This is a genomic window from Nafulsella turpanensis ZLM-10 (assembly GCF_000346615.1).
GTDB lineage: Bacteria > Bacteroidota > Bacteroidia > Cytophagales > Cyclobacteriaceae > Nafulsella > Nafulsella turpanensis.
Genome location: NZ_ANNU01000013.1, coordinates 84093 through 102743 on the forward strand (window position 1 = coordinate 84093; position 18651 = coordinate 102743).

Below are 18651 nucleotides of genomic sequence, written 5' to 3' on the forward strand. Positions count from 1 at the left end.
AATCAGCCCCCGATTTTTATCATGCTGCGGTTATCGATGCTGGCACCATCTGTTTTCTCATAGGTTTCGCTGAATTGGCCGCCCATTTTAGCATGTTTGTTCCACATACACATTTTAATGACCGGCACAATATCTTCTCCCCGGCGGAGTGTACCAAGGATATCTGCCTCATCTCTGGAGAAAAGGCAGTTTTTCATTTTACCATCTGCCGTAAGCCGCATGCGGTTGCAATCGCCGCAGAAGGGTTCGCTCATGGTGGTAATAAAGGCAAAGGTACCTACGGCATCGAGCAGCTTAAATTTTTTGGCGGTAGCATGCTTTTCATCTTTTAGTTTAATGAAAGATACCTCCTGCTCCACCCTGTCCAGCACCTGCCGTGCGGTGATGACATTTTCATTTTCCCAGCGGTTGCCATCGAAAGGCATAAATTCAATGAAGCGAACATACAGCGGGAGTTCGCGCGTAAGCTGGATAAAGTCCATCACTTCCTCATCATTCACCCCTTTCATCAGCACCACATTCAGTTTTACGTGAATGCCTTCCTCTACCAGCAGCAGAATATTTTCCCATACTTTTTCGAGGCGGTCGCGGCGGGTAATTTTTTTGAATTTATCGCGCTGCAGGGTATCGATACTCAGGTTAAGGGAGCGGATACCTGCTTTTTTGAAAACAGGAAGGAATCTATCTACCAGCACGCCATTGGTGGTAATAGACAGTTCCACCGGTAATTTCCCCAGCTGCCCGATAATCTGCGGAGCCTCTTTTCTTACCAGTGGCTCCCCACCTGTGAGGCGAATTTTCTTCACACCCAACTTCACAAAAGTCCTGGCAATCTGCTCTATCTCATCGGGCTGCATTAAGTGAGCATTGGGCATGCAGCTGATATTCTCTTCCGGCATACAGTAGGTACACCTGAAATTGCAGCTATCGGTAAGGGAGAGCCGCAGGTAATCGTGCACCCGCTGGTGTTGGTCTGTTATCATACAATTTTCTAAAAGTTCGTGCTCTTCGTCCCGAATCAACTGTTCCGGCAGCTGTTGGTTCCCTTACTTGTACTTATTCTCCTCATGCATCCTTTGCTCCTTCTCCGGCACCTGCAATTTATTATGGACAACACGGGAATCGGGCAGGTATTTTAGGAGCCACAATCCTGTTATAAAAAGAATAACGGAACCGATAAAAGCAGCCAGTGCCAGCTCCTGGTTAGCATCCAATGCATTATTGAGTGCACTATACAACAACCATATCTGGATACTCAAAATGCCAATCAGCAGCATAATGATGCCTAGCATTATGGTATTCGTTTTATTTGGGTGGACATCTCCCTGTCCTTCCCTGAATTTCCCTATATCGCTCATGTTAGAATAAATGACTGAATGATAGAATGAGTGAATAATAGAATGATTGAATAGAAGTCTGCTGAGGCTCATCTTCCTTCTGTTTTTCTATGCATCCTTATTAAATAGAAACATCTTCTTATGGTTTAATTAGCCCAGATGATTCCCTATTACTAATAAAATATGGTGCCTTTCAGCCTTTCATTTCTAATTCATAATTTTTAATTCATAATTATGCAAAGCCCTAAGTGGTTACCTGGTCTCTGAAAGAAGTAACATACACCTTCCCATCCCGCACTACTACTCTCAGCTGGGGAAGGTCGCGCGGTGGTGGCCCTTGTAGCACCTCTCCGGTATCAGCACTAAACCAGCCGTTGTGGCAGGGACATTCAATTTTCTTAACCTCATCGCGGTATACTACGGCACAGGAAAGGTGGGTACATTTCTGTTCGAAAGCCCGCCACTCATCCTCTTCCAGGTGAATAAGGATATACGGAATTTCCTTGGTGCCTTTGATAGCGAACATGGTCATACCGCCCACCGGGACTTCAGAGGCATTGCAGACAAAATGCTCGCCTTCAATTTCCTTATCTGGGTAGGCAAAGGAATTGATGAGCACATAGCCATTGCCCAATGCCAGTCCGCCCGATAGCAGGCAGAGAAACTTGGCAAATTCGCGACGCGAAATATGGGTGGCTTCATCCTGACGGATAGGAAAATCACGCTTCCAGTTTGGCGGATTTTCGTCTTTTGGTGAGTAGGCCATGGTTTAGTTGTTCGTTTTTCGTTGTTGGTTGTTCGTTATTTTTTGCGGCTGGTGGTTAGTGCCTGGTGCTGTTTGGTTTGTGGACTGATAATCCCCAATGGTCATTGTCATTGCGAGCAAAGCGAAGCAATCTCAGGCACATCAGTAGAATCATTTTCTGCTCCTTAGTGCTTTCTTTCACTTTGAAAGAGATTGCCGCACTCCGCAAAGCTCCGTTCGGGCCGCGTAGGCCGCAATGACAGCATTCTGTGAGCTCTTCCTGTCCTGGTTCCTGGCTCTTGATTCTTTGCTCCTGAATCTGATACTACCGTCTTTAGTCCATTGTCTCACGTCTCAAATCTCCTGTCTCCCATCTAAAATCTCCTAGTGCACCCGCAGCTCCGTACTGCCATTTGGCATCATTACATACACTTTAGTATTAACTGTCTGGTTTCCGAACTTGAATGTATTGACAGGCGTGCTGTGGGGACGCTTTTTTTGAATTTCTTCTCTTGGGCCGAAGTAAAGGGCACCACTTGGGCATACGGTGGCACACATTGGCTTTTTGCCGATACTGGTGCGGTCGTAGCAGAGGTTGCACTTCATCATGAGCTCAGCCGCTTCCATTTTCTTCGGTACCCCGAACGGACAGGCCATTACGCAGTTGGAGCAGCCAATACAGAGGGATGTGTTGGCTGAGTGCACTACTCCATTGCTGTCTTTGGCAATGGCATCGGCCGGACAAACATTGGCACAGGCAGGGTCTTCGCAGTGCATACATACCTGCACGGTCGTTTGCACGGAATGGGCTCTGTCGACATAGTTTACATGTATCATAGGCTCCTCTCCATTCGTTTCGCACTCGGCACAGGCGGCCTCGCAGGCACGACAGCCAATACAGCGCTGCATGTCCACAAAAAACTCCATTTCCTGGTTAAAATTCTTTACTGGTTCTGATGCCATAAGTCTGTTTTTACAAATTCAAAAAAATATTTTATGCACTCTGGTATGCTTTCGATTCTGATGATGGTGGTGCCTGTACTCCCGTAGGAATTAACTGGCAGGCACATACCTTAAATTCAGGCATTTTCGAAATAGGGTCCAGCGTACCAATCGTAAGCTGATTGGCTGATTTCGGTCCCGCCCAGTGGTAAGGAATAAAAACGGTATCTTTCCGGATGGTTGTGACCACCTGGGCAGGGAATTCGGCCTCCCCTCGTCGGGTTTTGACTTTTACGATTTCCCTGTCTTTTATTCCATATTGCTGTGCCAGGCTTGGGTGTATCTCTAATAGTGGCTCCGGGTACGGGTCTACCAAACGGCCAATGCGCCGGGTTTGGGTACCACTCAGGTACTGGGAAACCACCCGTCCGGTCGTTAAAACAACAGGATAATCTTTATCAGTCGGTTCACTTGGCGGACGGTAAGGGGCCGGATTAAAGTGGGCTTTTCCATCTGCCGTGGCAAACTTTCGGTCTTCCCAGAGCCGGGGGGTACCCGGGTGATCAAGCGAAGGACAAGGCCAGAAAACTCCGTAGTTCTTGACAATTTTTTCGTAGGTGATACCGAAATAATCCGCAGTCCCGCCTTTGGAAGCAACCCTCAATTCATTGAAAATATCCTCGCTCTTTTTATAAGGGAATTTATCGCCGGCACCCAGGCGATGTGCCAGTTCAATAATGATAGAGGCATCCGTACGGGCATCGCCAGGCGGTGTCACTACCGGATTTATTTTTACGACACGCCCTTCAGCAGTTGTACCCGTGCCTTCTTCTTCCTCATGCAGGGCGCCTGCCAGCACTACATCGGCATGGCGGGCAGTATCATTCAGGAAGAAGTCGATGGCGACATAATATTCCAGTTTTTCCAAGGCCTCCCTTACCATATTATTGTTAGGCAGGGAAACAATCGGGTTAAAGCAGATAGATAGTAAGCCCTTGATTTCGCCACGGTGGATGGCCTCCACCAGCTCATAAGCCGACAAGCCCTTACCCGGCATTTCCTTCTCATCTATACCCCAAACGTCCGCAATATACTTACGGTGCTCAGGATTCGTGATATCGCGGTTGCCCGGCAGCTGGTCGCACTTATGTCCGTGCTCACGGCCTCCCTGTCCGTTCCCCTGTCCTGTAATGGTGCCATACAATAAGGCTTTCCAAGACGGCCGGTTGCCAGCACCAGGTTGATGCAACCCAGCACGTTTTCAACTCCTTTGGAGTGCTGTTCAATACCCCGGGCGTGCAGCATAAAACTGGTATCGGTTTTTCCCCACATTTCAGCTGCCTTCCTGATACTTTCTGCTGGAATGCCAGTGATTTCTTCGGCCCACTCCAGGCTGTGGTTTTTCACTGAGGCAATGGTTTCATCAAAGCCGCTGGTGTGGTTATCGATAAAATCGTGGTCAAGCCAGTTATTTTCCACCAGGTGGTTTAGCATGGCACCATACAAAGCCGAATCGGTTCCGGGCTTTATTGGCAGGTGCAGGTCGGCGGTACGGGCAACTGGGGTAACCCGTGGGTCGACAACAATAATTTTCGCTCCATTATCGCGTGCTTCCCAGATGTAGTGAATAAGCGTTGGAAAGGTCTCGCTGACATTTGAGCCGCAAATCATTATGACTTTAGCATGCTTCAGGTCAGCCCAGCTGTTGGAGATACGGTCAAGGCCAAATGCTTTTTTATTCCCGCCACCGGCACTCACCATGCAAAGGCGGCCGTTATAATCTAGGTTAGCAGTTTTAAGAGCTACACGGGCGAATTTACCCATAAGGTAACTCTGCTCGTTGGTGAGCGAAACGCCCGAAAGCACTGCAAAAGCATCATTCCCGTAAGTGCTTTGAATACGCTTCATTTCCGAAACAGTCCTACTCATGGCAGTTTCCCAGTCTATCGGTCGAAAGCCCACTCCCTCCACTCTTTCAATGGGAGACATCAGGCGGTCGGGGTGGTTATTTTGCAGGTAGCGGGCTACTCCCTTAGGGCACATCCGGCCTTCATTGAAGGGGAACTCCATCCAGGGTTCAAAGCCTACAATTTTATTGTCTTTGGCCTTTAGTTGAATGCCGCACTGCATACCACAAAAGCAACAGTGGGTCTTCACCATCTTATCGGGCTCGGCATGCCCCTCAAAACCACCTTTGGGCGTATATGCTTTGTGGGGGCCGTATTGTTCTACAATTTTATCAACAGAAGTGGGCAGTTTTGCCATTTTTATAGTCGTTAGTCTTGAGTCCTTAGTCTTAAGCCCCTGATTGTTGCGTGCCGGTTATTTTTATTATTAAGTAGTCAGTATCAAGCATTAAGAGGTTTGTGCCATGCGCTTACATCTATTGTCCACCTTCCGACAGCTAGGTGGTCTAAAGTCAACCTGTCTCAAATCTCAAATCTCACGTCTCCTGTCTCCCATCTCCCGCTAACCGAAAAACTGCCCCTGCTGCTCACGTGCGGCAAACTGGGCTTTGGCAAGGGCGGCTCGTTTTCCTTCAGGGCTGTAATCAAGGTGGCTTCCGCCTCCCTCGAGGTCAAAGTTAAAATCGAGCTCTTTCGTTACCTTTTTCAGGTCATTCACATGAAGTTGAGTGGCAAACTCATGGCCGGTATGCGGACAAACCGCCATCCCTAAACGGGCACCTTCTTTCCGGTACACATTAGTACCCAGCTGTGCCGGTCGCTGAAATATATGAAAGAACTTTCCGAAGGGAATCCATACCAGGAACAGGATGACAGTTATGGCATGTGTAACAGACATAAACTCGAAGGTTTTGCCCTGCATAAAGGAGTAGTCGAAGGTTAAGCCCAAACCGGTAACTGAAATGGCCTGCAGTAATATGAGCGGCATCCAGTCGTCCTGAAAGGTTTGGGTTGCAATCAGTCCTCCGTTTTTTATGCGGCGACGCATCATTAAAACAGCACCAACGATGACTAAAAGGGAGCACCAGTTAAGGATATGGAAAGCATTGAAGGCAATAAAGCCTCCCAACTCAAATTCTGCCACATGAAAGCCAAACACATGGGCCTCGTAAATATCCAAGGTTCCGGGTTGTAGGGTAAAGTGAATCCAGCCGAAGGTTAGGGGAATAGTAACCATAAAAGCCAGCATACAGCCGGTAGCCAGCAGAAAGTGGCCCCACCAGCGGCTCCTTCCACGTGGGTAGATAAAGCGCTGGAACATGATATTCTTGACAAACTGCTGAATTACAAAGCCTAAGTAAGGGAAGAATCGCTTACTGAACACAAACTTCCAGGTCCGCCGCCAGTAGAGCCGTGTTGGTGGCCGCTGTAGCCATACAGAATAGCGGTACATGATACCAAACACCGCAAAGATAGTTCCGAAGAGATAAGCAATCAGTGCCGCATCGAAGTTCTGCAGGTCGCGGGAGCCAACATATACCAGAGCTATTGCCAATAGCATGGCAATGGTGGCGTTTATTAAAGCTTTTCTGTTTAAGGAATAAAAGATTCTAAACATAGAAGAGATGGTTTAAAATTCCACTCATGTACTACCTCATGAAATCGGCCACAACACAACAGAAAAGATACAGCAATATAAAATCGGCCCTAAAGCCTCCTTGTATCTCTTTTAAGTCAGTTGTCCTAATCTTCTCAATACAATACAAAATTCAAAACATTATAAAAACGTATCAACACTCTATATACCCGTTCTATTTAGAGAACAGATGCATTCTTTACTAAATGAAGTTCAAATTTACCTATCTGGCAGATCTAAAAGGATGACAATCCTCAGTAATTGAAATGATAATTATCATGTTTGCTCCTGAAGTCTGCACTTCTTCCTGAAAATGCACCGCTCCTTCTCCGTCAGCCCCTGCTCCTGCCTTTCGTTTCTGGACATTTATTGAGTAATATCAATTCTTTTACTGAGTACCATCATTTATTATCCGGGCACAGGCTCCTTATTTTGCAAAAACAAACTTGTTTACCCTTTACCCTGACAGCCAGCAACAAAAAATAAAATGACGATTGTAGCCACCCTGAAAGAAGAAGCAAAGAGCCTTTTTCCCGCCTACTTTGCCCTTGTAATGTCCACCGGAATTGTCTCGATTGCCGCTCATTTACTGGACTTCCCTTCTATTAGTAATGGGCTTTTCTGGCTCAATAATGCACTCTACTTCTTTCTGTTGGGAATGCTCCTCTCACGGCTACTCTTTTATTTCCCTTCTTTTCTCGAAGATTTTAATTCACATGCAAAAGGGGCCGGCTTTTTTACACTGGTGGCCGGAACCTGTATATTAGGAACCCAGTATGTTCTCCTGAAAGGCTGGTTTATGCCAGCCATGGGACTCTGGTACTTCGGGCTTATTCTTTGGCTGGTCCTGATTTATGCCTTTTTCGTCATGATTATTGTGAAGAGAGAAAAGCCATCGCTGGAAAAGGGTATTAATGGAATCTGGCTGGTCATAGTGGTCGCTACACAGGCCGTTTCTGTTCTCGGAACTTTACTCTCTGAGCACCTGCCCTTCCCCACCGAAAGGGTCATTTTTCTTACCCTCTCCGGTTACCTGCTCGGCTGTATGCTCTACATCATCCTCATTACCCTTATTTTCTACCGCCTTGCATTTTACCCTATGCGGGCAGAAGAATTTGCACCTCCTTTTTGGATTAATATGGGAGCGGTCGCCATCAGCACCTTATCAGGAGCCACACTCATCCTGTTTATCAATGAAAATACAGGCTTTCTCGATTTTATTCCATTCCTGAAGGGCTTCAGCCTGTTTTTCTGGGCTACCGGCAGCTGGTGGATTCCCATTATCGTTATTCTGGGCATCTGGCGACACATTTATAACCACATCCCCCTCTTTTATCACCCCCAGTATTGGGGCATGGTATTCCCCCTTGGTATGTATACCGTCTGTACCTGGCGACTGGCTCAAGCCTTTGACCTTGACTACCTGAAGTTGATTCCCACCTACTTTATTTACCTGGCTTTTACTGCATGGGTACTTACCTTTCTGGGGCTGCTTTATAATTTTTTTCGGCTTTTATCTGGAAAAAAGATGCCTGCCTGATGCTGCCAAAGCCAACTCATCGTTAAGGCCTTCGTAAAAAGGGTGTACGATAGTTTAAAACTTTAACTTTTTTATCTATGCATTTACCGATACTAAAAAAGTACGGCACCATTTTTTTCCTGAGCCTGTTCCCGTTCGCATTTACCGCCTGCGGTGGCGGAACTGAAGAAGGTGAGGTTACAGAGGAGACCGGAGTGGAAGAAGTCGGAATTTCCGCAGAAGAAGCCCTGGCAAATCCCATGGAAGTGAAAGGCGTTGGCCCTATACATGAACTTACCCTGGAAGCAGCCATTAACCAGGAACTTGCCACGGAAGGCGAGGCTATTTTTAGCCAGTACTGCACCCCCTGCCACAAAATTGAGGAACGCTATATCGGACCAGCAATTGGTGATGTTACTACCCGCCGGAGCCCGGAATGGATTATGAATATGATTCTGAACCCTGAGCAGATGGTAAAGGAAGACCCCATTGCCAAGCAACTGCTGGCCGAGTATATGTCGCCCATGGCCGACCAGAATTTAACAGAAGAGCAGGCCAGAGCCATCCTTGAATATTTCCGCACCCTCAGCGAAACTAATAACGGGGAAGCCGAATCTTAAAAATATTTTCAGAAACAGAAAAGGCTGTGCCGCCTGAGTGAGCGACACAGCCTTCTTTATTTATACATGGCTGACTGATTTTCCTCTCTTCTGAGGGGGTCAGACTGAACATTTTCTCCTTTATCTGCTGCACCAACCTTTTATCAGGCAGCCTTATTCATCGCAGGCACTGAGCCTGCCGCCACCTCTGCCCGGCTGTACTTTTGCTTTTCCAGCTTCCGGGCCATTAGCTGCACTCCCAGCGTTACAAAGCCCACTATGGTAACGGAGCTTAGCGGCATTAAAATGGCACAGACAATGGGACTAAGCTGGGCACTTACCGCGAAACTTAAGCCGATGATGTTGTAGAGAAATGAAAGCAGGAAAGCGATATTAATGATTTTCCGGCTCCCTTTTGCCAGCTGCATCGACTTCAGAATTTTATCGAAACTCTTCGCATCGAGGATAGCATCGCAGGCAGGTGAAAAGTGGTAAATATCGTCGCTCACGCTAATACCTACATTACTTTCCTGCAGGGCACCGGCATCGTTCAGTCCATCGCCAATCATCAGCACTTTTCTTCCTTTTTCCTTCAGCTTTCGGATATAGCTAAGCTTACCCATCGGCTGCTGGTTAAAATGAAGTTCATCGAATAAGGGCTGCAGCTTGGTCCGCTCGCGGTCATTATCGCCACTCAGCAGGTGCAGCTGGTACTGATGCTCTCTTAATTCTGCCTGCAGGTCGGCCAATCCTTCGCGGTACTGGCTGTTAAACTGGTAAAAACCTAAAGACTGCCCATCGCGGCTTACATACACCCTGGTAGCTCCCCTATCGGCTGCTTCTACATGGGTTCCGGTAAATGCCGCAGAACCCAGTCGATACTCCTGCCCGTTTACTTTTCCACTCAGGCCGGCACCTGCTTCCTCTTTAAAATCTTCTACTGCTAAAACAGGTACCATTTCTCCTAAGCTGGCGTAAATAGACTGGCTCAAAGGGTGGGTGGAGTTTCGGGTGAGCGAGCGAACAGCCAGCAACATATTATAATCGGTAGTGCCGGTAAACTGCAGGCTGCCTTTACTTTTGTGTGTAATAGTTCCTGTCTTATCAAAAACAAGGGTATCAATATTCGCGAGGGCTTCCACGGCCTCTGCATTTTTGAGATACAGCCCCCAGCGGCCAAGCACCCGAAGGGTATTGCCCAGGGCAAAAGGAATAACGAGTGCCAGGGCACAGGGGCAGGCCACAATAAGCACGGCGGTGAGGGCATTCCACATCTTGCCCGGGTCGACAAAAAACCAGAAGGCAAGGGTGGCCAGGCTCAGTATTAAGATAAACCAGGTAAAGCGTTTGCTGAGTCCCTGCACCATGGCCGACAGCTGGAATTTATTTCCCTTTCTGAACACTTCCTGGTTCCAGAGCTGGGTGAGGTAGCTGCTCTCCACCGGCTTCTGAATACTTACTTCCAGCATGCCACCGATTTGTCTACCGCCTGCATATAAGAAGTCGCCACTTTGCTTATTTACCGGCTCCGATTCGCCAGTTACAAAAGCATAATCAATTTTTCCTTCTCCTTTCAGCAAAATAGAGTCGGCAGGAATCAGCTCCTGGTTTCGCACCAGAATACGGTCACCCGTTTGCAGTTCCTTCAGCAGTACGGTTTCCTCTTTTCCCTCTTTAATTCGGGTGGCGGCCAGGGGGAAATAGCTGTTATAATCGCGTTCGAAGCTCAATGCCTCGTAGGTTTTGCTCTGGTACCATTTGCCAATGAGCAGAAAGAAGACAAGGCCAGCCAGACTATCCATATAGCCTGCACCTGTCTGGCTCAGCATTTCGTATAAGCTGCGGCCGAAAATGGTGAGTATGCCAAGGGAAATGGTTAGGTCGAGGCTCAGGTATTTATAGCGGATGCCCCGCCAGGCTGAAATGTAAAAGTCCTTTGCAGAATACAGCACCACCGGCAGCACCAGCAGCATGTTCAGGTAAGCAAAAAACTGCTTGTAAGACTCCTCTACCAGCGACTTGCTATCGAGGTATTCGGGCAGGCTCAACATCATGATATTACCAAAGCAAAAGCCCGCTACCCCCAGCTGAATGTAAAAGCTGCGGCTAGTATTTTTCTTCTTCTCCTTCCCGCTTTCCAGCTTAATATCCGGAGCATAGCCCAGGCGACTGAGCAGCTCTGCCAGCTGACGAAGGCTCAGTCCTTTTTCCGACCAACTCAGGCTTACCTCCTTTTTCAGAAAATTAACGGTAGAAGAATAAACATTCCCATCCAGGCGGTTCAGGTTCTCGAGCAGCCAGATACAGGAACTACAATGGATGGCAGGAATATAAAAAGTAGTCTTACTAATTCGACCATCGGTAAACTGAATCAGCGATTTCCTTATCTCCTCCAGTTCCAGGAAAGCCCATTTTTCGGCATTCTCCTCCCCTCTTTTAGAGCCGGGCGCTTTTTCCATCTCGTAGTAGCCGGCCAGGTCATTCCCTTTCAGGATATCATACACCGTATGGCAGCCCTGGCAGCAAAATGAATGTTGGTCGGCTATAATGGGCGTTTCAGGACAGTCTTCCCCGCAATGGTAACAGCTTTGTTTTTCGAGTATTTTGGACATTAATTCGTTGGTCGTTGGTCGTTGCTGGTTGTTCGGTATTAGTGACTGGTGGTTTGTGGGTATTAAGTAGACAGTAGTAAGTATTAAGAATCTGGAATATGAGCCGACTTTTAGATGGTTACTGTCATTGCGAGGAGGCACGACGAAGCAATCTGTTGCAGGTTGTTACTATTTATCTTCCCCTTTACAGCCCCTTTTAGGTTGCTTCACTCCGCCGCGCCGCGTAGGCTAGGGCTACCTTCGGGCCGCGTAGGCCGCAATGACAGCATTCTATAAGCTTCTCCTGTCCTGCTTACTGGCTTATGGTTCCTGATTAAGAAACCCATCCCACACCTATCCATCCAGCCTCAAAAATCCTTACAAAATCGGCGGATAACCATGAGGGCGGTCAGCAGGAAAGATGATTTTTATCAGGAAGTGGAAAGTAACTGCCTTTGCAGCTCTGGTGGAGCCATTTTTCTTTCTGAAGTCAGCTTCTCTCAGACTTTGCTCTCCCACTCCGCACATCGGCCCTGCCCTCTCGAATTATTATTAAAAGCTGATGAAGGTCACCTTTCCTTGTGATTTCAATCATATTCACCCCCTCTTTTTTAGCCCAATTTTGTGATACTGAATGAAAGAACTATGAGTGCATTATTTATTCTTATCGCCATTAGTCTGCTGGTTGCCCTGGGTTTTCTGGCTGCCTTTTTATGGGCCACCCGCTCCGGGCAATACGACGATGACTATACCCCGGCTGTCCGCATGCTGTTCGATGAAGGACTAAGAAAGCCGGATGCAGGAAGCAGAAATCAGGAGAATGAAAAAGAAAATAGGAATACCACGATTTAAAATAGAACCCATAAATCAACCAATAAACCAATTTAAGCAAATCATTGAATAACTTATGAGTACGCAAGGAGCAATTCTGGAGAGACCCGACCACTACAGCGGAAAGCTGGAGCTCGACCGTTTCTCTTACGACAACAACATTGTGCGGCTGTTTGCCACCGCCACCATGGTATGGGGGGCAATTGGCATGCTGGTTGGCCTGCTGGCAGCCCTTGAGCTGGTATTCCCCGGCCTCAATGGCGGAATCGAATACATTACCTTCGGCCGTATCCGCCCACTGCATACCAATGCCGTAATCTTTGCCTTTGTGGGCAACGGTATCTTTACAGGGGTATATTACTCGCTGCAAAGGCTCTGCAAAACCCGCATGTACAGCGATGCCCTGAGTAATATTAATTTCTGGGGATGGCAGCTCATCATCCTTTCTGCCGTAATAACCCTACCGCTGGGCTATACTTCCTCAAAAGAGTATGCCGAGCTGGAATGGCCTATTGACATTGCCATTACCATTATGTGGGTGGTATTCGGTTACAATATGTTTGCTACCATTCTGCAACGCCGTACCCGTCACCTGTATGTGGCCATCTGGTTTTACATTGGTACCTTTGTAACCGTAGCCGTTCTGCATGTGGTGAACTCTTTTGAGCTGCCTATCAGCTTTATGAAGAGCTACAGCTTTTATGCCGGTGTACAGGATGCTTTAGTACAGTGGTGGTATGGCCACAATGCGGTTGCATTTTTCCTTACCACTCCTTACCTGGGCCTGATGTACTACTTTGTACCAAAGGCAGCCAACCGCCCGGTGTATTCTTATAAACTTTCCATTATCCACTTCTGGGCTCTTATTTTTCTTTACATCTGGGCCGGCCCGCACCACCTGCTCTACAATGCCCTGCCTGACTGGGCACAGTCGCTCGGTGTAGTGTTTAGCGTGATGCTCCTTGCCCCCAGCTGGGGTGGTATGCTCAATGGCCTTTTAACCCTCCGTGGTGTATGGGACAGGGTTCGTGAAGAGCCTGTTCTGAAATTCTTTGTAGTGGCCCTTACCGCTTATGGGATGGCTACTTTCGAAGGCCCCATGCTTTCACTCAAAAACGTAAACGCTATCAGCCACTTTACTGACTGGACCATTGCCCACGTACACGTAGGTGGCCTTGGCTGGAATGGTATGCTCACCTTTGGGATGCTCTACTGGCTGATGCCAAAAATGTACCAGACCAAACTGTTCTCTACCAAGCTGGCGAATACCCACTTCTGGATTGCTACCCTGGGTATACTGTTCTACGCCCTTCCGCTTTACTGGGCCGGCTTTACCCAAAGCTTAATGTGGAAAGAGTTTACGCAGGAAGGCATGCTGGCCTACCCTAACTTCCTCGAAACCGTTACCCAACTCAAGCCAATGTATGCAGCCCGTGCCTTTGGTGGCGGTATGTATATTGTGGGTGTGCTCATTATGGCCTATAACCTGGTAATGACTGCCAAACAGGGCAGCTTCCTAAAAAACGAACCAGCCGAAGCCGCTCCGCTGAAAGATGTGTACGAAAAACCACAGGGCGAGCACTGGCACCGCTGGATTGAACGCCGCCCCGTTCAGCTGATGGTAGGTAGCTTAATCGTAATCCTGATTGGCGGGATGGTGGAAATGATTCCGACCTTCCTGGTAGAATCCAACGTACCAACCATCGCGAGTGTGAAACCATATACATCGCTCGAATTGCACGGTCGCGACCTCTACATAAAGGAAGGCTGTAATAACTGCCACTCTCAAATGGTGAGGCCGTTCCGCAGCGAAACCGAACGGTATGGCGAGTATGCCAAAGCCGGGGAGTTTGTATACGACCACCCCTTCCTCTGGGGCTCCAAACGTACCGGTCCTGACCTGCTCCGCTTAGGTGGCAAGTACCCCGACAGCTGGCACTACCACCACATGCTCGACCCAGAATCTATGTCGCCAGGTTCTATCATGCCTGCTTACCCCTGGATGTTCGAGAATGAGATTGAAGTGGAAACCACTGAAGCCAAAATCTCCGCCATGCGTAGCCTTGGAGTGCCTTATCCTGAAGGGTATGAAGAAGAGGCAGTTGCCGACATGAAACTGCAGGCCGAGGAAATTACCGCTAACCTGGCAGAGAGTGGCATACAGGTAAGCAGCGATAAAGAAATCATAGCCCTAATTGCCTACCTGCAACGCCTCGGCACCGACATTAAAGCCGATGCGGATAAGGAAGTGAAGCCCTACGAAATAGTACCTGAAAATAAGTAGAAAAAATGCTCAAGTTCATCAAACATCATATGGAAACCATCATGGGGATAGAAATCTTCCCCATGATTTCCCTGCTCATCTTTTTCATCTTCTTCACGGTACTCATTCTGTGGGTATACCGCTCCGACAAGGGCTATAATGCCCGCATGGCACAGCTTCCGTTGGAAGAAGAGGATGATGCTCAGCTGTTTAATTAAACGAATCATGAAAAAGTTAATCTGTAAAAGAACGATAAAAATGGGCATGGCAGCAAGCATCCTTCTGCTCATGGCTCCGCTTGCAGCAAAGGCACAGGAAGCAGCTGCTACAGAAACTGCCCCTTCCTTTTCTGACAGTGAGCTGATGATGGGTCTGGCCATTTTCCTTGCCGCCGCTCTCGTCCTGGCTGCACTCGGGCTCCTGTTTGCCACCATTGCCCTAAAGGGAATATTATCCGGCTCTCCTCAGGCTCAGACTGAAACCGCTGAACAAGCAGGCTCAAAGAGCCTGTGGCAGCAGCTGAAAAGCAGCCTGATGGATTCAGAATCACCTGAGCAGGAAGAAGAAAGGATGACCGACCACGAGTACGATGGCATTCGCGAGTTGGATAACAGTCTGCCGCCCTGGTGGAAGGCTCTCTTCTACGCCACTATTGTATTCTCGGTAGTATATATGGCTGCTTACCATGTATTTGGCTGGGGTGCCCTGCAGGACGAAGAATATCAGCAGGAAGTGGCCGCTGCCAAACTGGAAATAGAAGCTTATATGGCTGCCAAAGGGGGTGCCCTTACGGAAGAAAATGTGGAAGTGGTAACCGATGCTGCCCTGCTGTCGGAAGGTGAACAAATCTTCGCCGCCAACTGTGCCGCCTGCCACGGAAGTGAACTGCAGGGTACCGTAGGCCCGAACCTGGTGGATGAGTACTGGCTGCATGGCGGAAGTGTGGGCGATATCTTCAAAACCATCCGCGATGGTGTTCCCAGCAAAGGTATGATTAGCTGGAAAGCCCAGCTCTCCCCGGAGCAAATCCAGAACGTCAGCAGCTTTATCATCAGCAAAGCCGGCAGCAATCCACCCAACGCCAAAGAGCCACAGGGGGAAGTTTTTAAACGATAATGCAGAATTAAGAATGAAGAAAGAGGGAATCACATGGTGCTCGTAATTCATCATTCTTAATTTTTAATTCATCATTCACTATGAATAGTACCGCAGCAGAGATAAGTTTCCGAGATAAGGTATCGACGGTTGATAAAGCCGGAAAGCGGGTGTGGGTATATCCGAAGAAGCCGAAAGGAAAATTTACCAACTGGCGGATGGTGGTGAATGCCATCTTTCTGACCATTCTGTTTACAGGCCCCTTTATCCGCATCAACGGGCTTCCGCTGCTCATGCTCAACGTGGTGGAACGGAAATTCGTTATTTTCGGCCAAATCTTCTGGCCGCAGGATTTCTATATTTTCGTGGTAGCCACCCTGGCCGCAGTAGTAGGTATCGCCCTTTTTACGGTAGTATACGGCCGGGTGTTCTGCGGCTGGATATGTCCGCAAACCGTTTTTATGGAAGGTGTTTTCCGCCCGATTGAATACTGGATTGAAGGCGACTGGACTGCACAGAAAAAGCTCGACAAGCAGGAGTGGAACCGGGAAAAAGTATTGAAGAAAGGAAGCAAACATTTTATCTTCTTCCTGATTTCTTTCATCATTGCCAATACCTTCCTGGCCTACATTATCGGCAGCGAAGCACTTATCGGAATTATCACTGACCCGCCTGCTGTCCATATAGCTGGTCTTATTTCCATCCTGCTCTTTACCGGTGCATTCTATTGGGTATTTGCCTTCTTCCGCGAACAGGTATGTACCACAGTCTGTCCTTACGGCCGCCTGCAGGGTGTACTGCTCGACCGGGAATCGGTGGTGGTAACCTATGACTATAAACGAGGTGAAAACAGGGGTAAAATCCGCCGTGGAGAAGACCGTGCGGCTGCCGCAAAAGGCGACTGTGTGGACTGCAGCCTGTGTGTAAACGTTTGCCCCACCGGCATCGACATACGCAACGGAACCCAGCTGGAGTGCATAAATTGTACTGCCTGTATCGATGCCTGCGACAGTATCATGGCAAATGTTGGTCTTCCGAAAGGCCTCATCCGCTACGATTCCGAAGCCAATGTGGCTGAAGGCAAAAAAGGCTTCCGCTGGACCAGTCGAAGCATTGCCTTTACGGCCATTCTGGTGGGAATTTGCTCGCTGCTGGCCTTCCTCCTCTTCGTCCGTCCGCAGGTCGATGCCACCGTGCTCCGCACCCCCGGCATGATGTACCAGGAGCAGCCCGACGGCAGCTTCAGCAATCTCTACAACTTCAAAATTATCAATAAAACAGACCAGGAGATGGAGCTCAGCCTCCGGATGGAAAGCGATAAGGGAGAAGTTAAAATTGTAGGTAAGGAAAGGGCCTTGATACTTCCCCGCCAGGGAGTGGCAGAAGGTGCTCTCTTCCTGATGCTACACAAGGAAGAACTGCAGGGCATATCGCAGGAGCTGGAAATTGGGATTTACCACAACGGCAAGCTCCTTAAAACAGTCGATACCAAATTTATCGGGCCTGCACTCTAAACGTTCCTAAAATTATTCAGCCAAAGAAAAAGGTCCGGCCAAATGGTTGGGCCTTTCTTGCTTCCCGAAAAAAACTGACAACAATCAGCTTTCCACTTGATACCCGTCATTCGCCCCCTCCTCTTTTCCACCCATTTTTGTAAGGTAAATAAAAGAGAAATTGAGGCTGATTTTCTCAATACCCACTACTCAATACTCAATACTCAATACTCAATATATGAACTGGGGACACGGAATTGCCATTTTCTTTGCCTGCTTTGTAGGCTTTATTCTGTTGCTGGTGGTGAAAAGCTTTCAGCAGAATATCGATTTGGTAACGGAAAATTATTACCAGCAGGAGCTGGAATATCAGCATCAGATTGAAAAAATTAAGAATGCAGAAGCACTCGAAATAGGAGTACGCATCAGCAATAAAGAAGGGCAACTGGGCCTGCACTTTCCTCCTATCGGCAAGCCGGTGAGTGGAGAGGTACAGATATTCCGTCCCTCCGATGCCCGCTTCGATACCCTCAGCACGATTAAGCCCGATGAGGATAACAGTCACTACATCTCTACCAAAGAGCTGCCGGCCGGATTTTACCGCATCAAAATCAACTGGCAGGCAGGCGGTACCGAATACTATACCGAAGAAGCCCTTCACCTCCGCTAAGCATGGCACTCTGGACAGCATTCACATTGGGTTTTCTGGGTAGCTTCCACTGCGTGGGTATGTGTGGTCCCATTGCCCTTGCTTTACCCAACACCGGAAAAGGAAAAGTCCGCTTCCTCAGCAACCGCCTCACCTATAATATCGGCCGCATTACCACCTATGCTGCTATCGGTTTCCTCTTCGGTCTTCTCGGGAAAGGTTTTGCTTTTGCCGGGCTGCAGAAAGGATTATCCATTAGCTTAGGCCTGCTCGTAATCATTGCCGCCCTGTTTCCTTTGGCCATTTCCCCTGCTTTAAATCCAGCCGGAAAATTGGGAACACTGGTAAGCTGGCTGAAGCAGAAAATGCAGCTGCAGTTCCGTCGCAGGAGCTATGCATCCGTCTATACCATTGGTCTCCTGAACGGCCTGCTCCCCTGCGGATTAATCTACCTGGCTGCCGCTGCTGCAGTGACCAGCGAAACCCCTCTGGAAGGGGCTCTGTATATGGCTGCTTTCGGTGCCGGAACCCTTCCCGCCATGCTGGTCGTAGTCTTTGCCGGAAACTTCCTGAATCTACACTGGCGGAATGCCATACGCCGAATTTTGCCTGTAGCCGGTGTCCTTACAGGACTTCTGCTGATTGTCCGCGGCCTGGAGCTGGACATCCCCTTCAGCCCTGTACTGGAGCTGGTGGAGGAAGGCATGACCATGTGTGGGTTGAAGTGAGGCTTATAGACAGGAGATTTGAGACTTGAAACAATAGACAATAGATTCTGGAATTGGAGACATGAATCAAGAATCAGGAGTCAAGAAACAAGATGGAGCCCATTAAAGACTGTCATTGCGAACGTAGCCTTAGCGGAGTGAAGCAATCTCTTTCGATTCGAAGAGGAACAACAAAGAGGAAAGTACCAATGTGTAGGAGATTGCTTCAGGCTCCTACGTCGCCTTCGCAATGACAATAGCCATGAAAGTATTCTGAAAATCGATTAGGTAAATCAATCCTTGCTCAGCCCGGACGACGAACGAACAACCAACAACG

17 protein-coding genes are annotated in these 18651 nt (G+C 48.4%); 9 read left to right on the forward strand and 8 right to left on the reverse strand.

The annotated features are described in order from the left end of the window. Positions 1–2: 2 nt before the first annotated feature. The 7 genes from moaA to F752_RS0106525 form a co-directional block, all read right to left on the reverse strand. On the reverse strand, positions 3–983 hold the full coding sequence (gene moaA, locus F752_RS0106500; RefSeq protein WP_017730925.1) for a GTP 3',8-cyclase MoaA: 981 nt from the start codon (positions 981–983) through the stop codon (positions 3–5). 63 nt (positions 984–1046) lie between these two features. After that, complete coding sequence (locus F752_RS0106505) at positions 1047–1430, reverse strand: DUF6755 family protein (RefSeq protein ID WP_017730926.1); 384 nt, start codon at positions 1428–1430, stop codon at positions 1047–1049. A 151-nt stretch (positions 1431–1581) separates the two neighbouring features. Next, positions 1582–2103, reverse strand: coding sequence for a QcrA and Rieske domain-containing protein (locus F752_RS0106510; RefSeq protein ID WP_017730927.1), 522 nt, complete (start codon positions 2101–2103; stop codon positions 1582–1584). A gap of 363 nt (positions 2104–2466) precedes the next feature. Beyond that, positions 2467–3045, reverse strand: coding sequence for a 4Fe-4S dicluster domain-containing protein (locus F752_RS0106515; RefSeq protein WP_017730928.1), 579 nt, complete (start codon positions 3043–3045; stop codon positions 2467–2469). Positions 3046–3076: 31 nt separating this feature from the next. Then, positions 3077–4081, reverse strand: a complete 1005-nt coding sequence (locus F752_RS26600) for a molybdopterin oxidoreductase family protein (protein ID WP_262491828.1) — start codon at positions 4079–4081, stop codon at positions 3077–3079. Between the two features lie 11 nt (positions 4082–4092). Beyond that, positions 4093–5289: a molybdopterin oxidoreductase family protein gene (locus tag F752_RS26605; protein ID WP_262491827.1), complete on the reverse strand. Its 1197-nt coding sequence runs from the start codon at positions 5287–5289 to the stop codon at positions 4093–4095. 204 nt (positions 5290–5493) lie between these two features. Then, positions 5494–6549 (reverse strand): hypothetical protein, encoded by a 1056-nt coding sequence (locus tag F752_RS0106525; protein WP_017730929.1) that lies wholly within the window; start codon positions 6547–6549, stop codon positions 5494–5496. 505 nt (positions 6550–7054) lie between these two features. On the opposite strand from F752_RS0106525, the gene F752_RS0106530 reads away from it, so the two are divergent. After that, positions 7055–8107, forward strand: coding sequence for a tellurite resistance/C4-dicarboxylate transporter family protein (locus F752_RS0106530; RefSeq protein ID WP_017730930.1), 1053 nt, complete (start codon positions 7055–7057; stop codon positions 8105–8107). Positions 8108–8184: 77 nt separating this feature from the next. Then, a complete protein-coding gene (locus F752_RS0106535; RefSeq protein ID WP_017730931.1) occupies positions 8185–8706 on the forward strand; it encodes a c-type cytochrome in 522 nt (173 codons plus the stop codon). 143 nt (positions 8707–8849) lie between these two features. On the opposite strand, the gene F752_RS0106540 is transcribed toward F752_RS0106535, so the two are convergent. Beyond that, entirely contained in the window at positions 8850–11297 is a 2448-nt protein-coding gene (locus F752_RS0106540) for a heavy metal translocating P-type ATPase (RefSeq protein WP_017730932.1), read from the reverse strand. Between the two features lie 624 nt (positions 11298–11921). Between F752_RS0106540 and ccoS the strand changes: the two genes are divergently transcribed. From ccoS to F752_RS0106580, 7 genes are all read left to right on the forward strand, one after another. Further along, positions 11922–12128, forward strand: coding sequence for a cbb3-type cytochrome oxidase assembly protein CcoS (gene ccoS, locus F752_RS0106550; RefSeq protein WP_017730934.1), 207 nt, complete (start codon positions 11922–11924; stop codon positions 12126–12128). Between the two features lie 55 nt (positions 12129–12183). Then, positions 12184–14391 (forward strand): cytochrome-c oxidase, cbb3-type subunit I, encoded by a 2208-nt coding sequence (gene ccoN / locus F752_RS0106555; protein WP_017730935.1) that lies wholly within the window; start codon positions 12184–12186, stop codon positions 14389–14391. 5 nt (positions 14392–14396) lie between these two features. Beyond that, positions 14397–14588, forward strand: a complete 192-nt coding sequence (locus F752_RS25735; RefSeq protein WP_081604522.1) for a CcoQ/FixQ family Cbb3-type cytochrome c oxidase assembly chaperone — start codon at positions 14397–14399, stop codon at positions 14586–14588. A 7-nt stretch (positions 14589–14595) separates the two neighbouring features. After that, positions 14596–15486 carry a cbb3-type cytochrome c oxidase N-terminal domain-containing protein gene (locus tag F752_RS0106565; protein ID WP_236613988.1) on the forward strand — a complete coding sequence of 297 codons (891 nt, stop codon included), beginning with the start codon at positions 14596–14598 and terminating at the stop codon, positions 15484–15486. A gap of 80 nt (positions 15487–15566) precedes the next feature. After that, positions 15567–16979: a cytochrome c oxidase accessory protein CcoG gene (gene ccoG / locus F752_RS0106570; protein WP_017730938.1), complete on the forward strand. Its 1413-nt coding sequence runs from the start codon at positions 15567–15569 to the stop codon at positions 16977–16979. A gap of 217 nt (positions 16980–17196) precedes the next feature. After that, on the forward strand, positions 17197–17628 hold the full coding sequence (locus F752_RS0106575) for a FixH family protein (protein ID WP_017730939.1): 432 nt from the start codon (positions 17197–17199) through the stop codon (positions 17626–17628). A gap of 2 nt (positions 17629–17630) precedes the next feature. After that, the gene (locus F752_RS0106580) at positions 17631–18335 is read left to right on the forward strand and encodes a sulfite exporter TauE/SafE family protein (RefSeq protein WP_026135569.1); all 705 of its coding nucleotides are present in this window, start codon (positions 17631–17633) and stop codon (positions 18333–18335) included. Positions 18336–18651 lie beyond the last annotated feature (316 nt).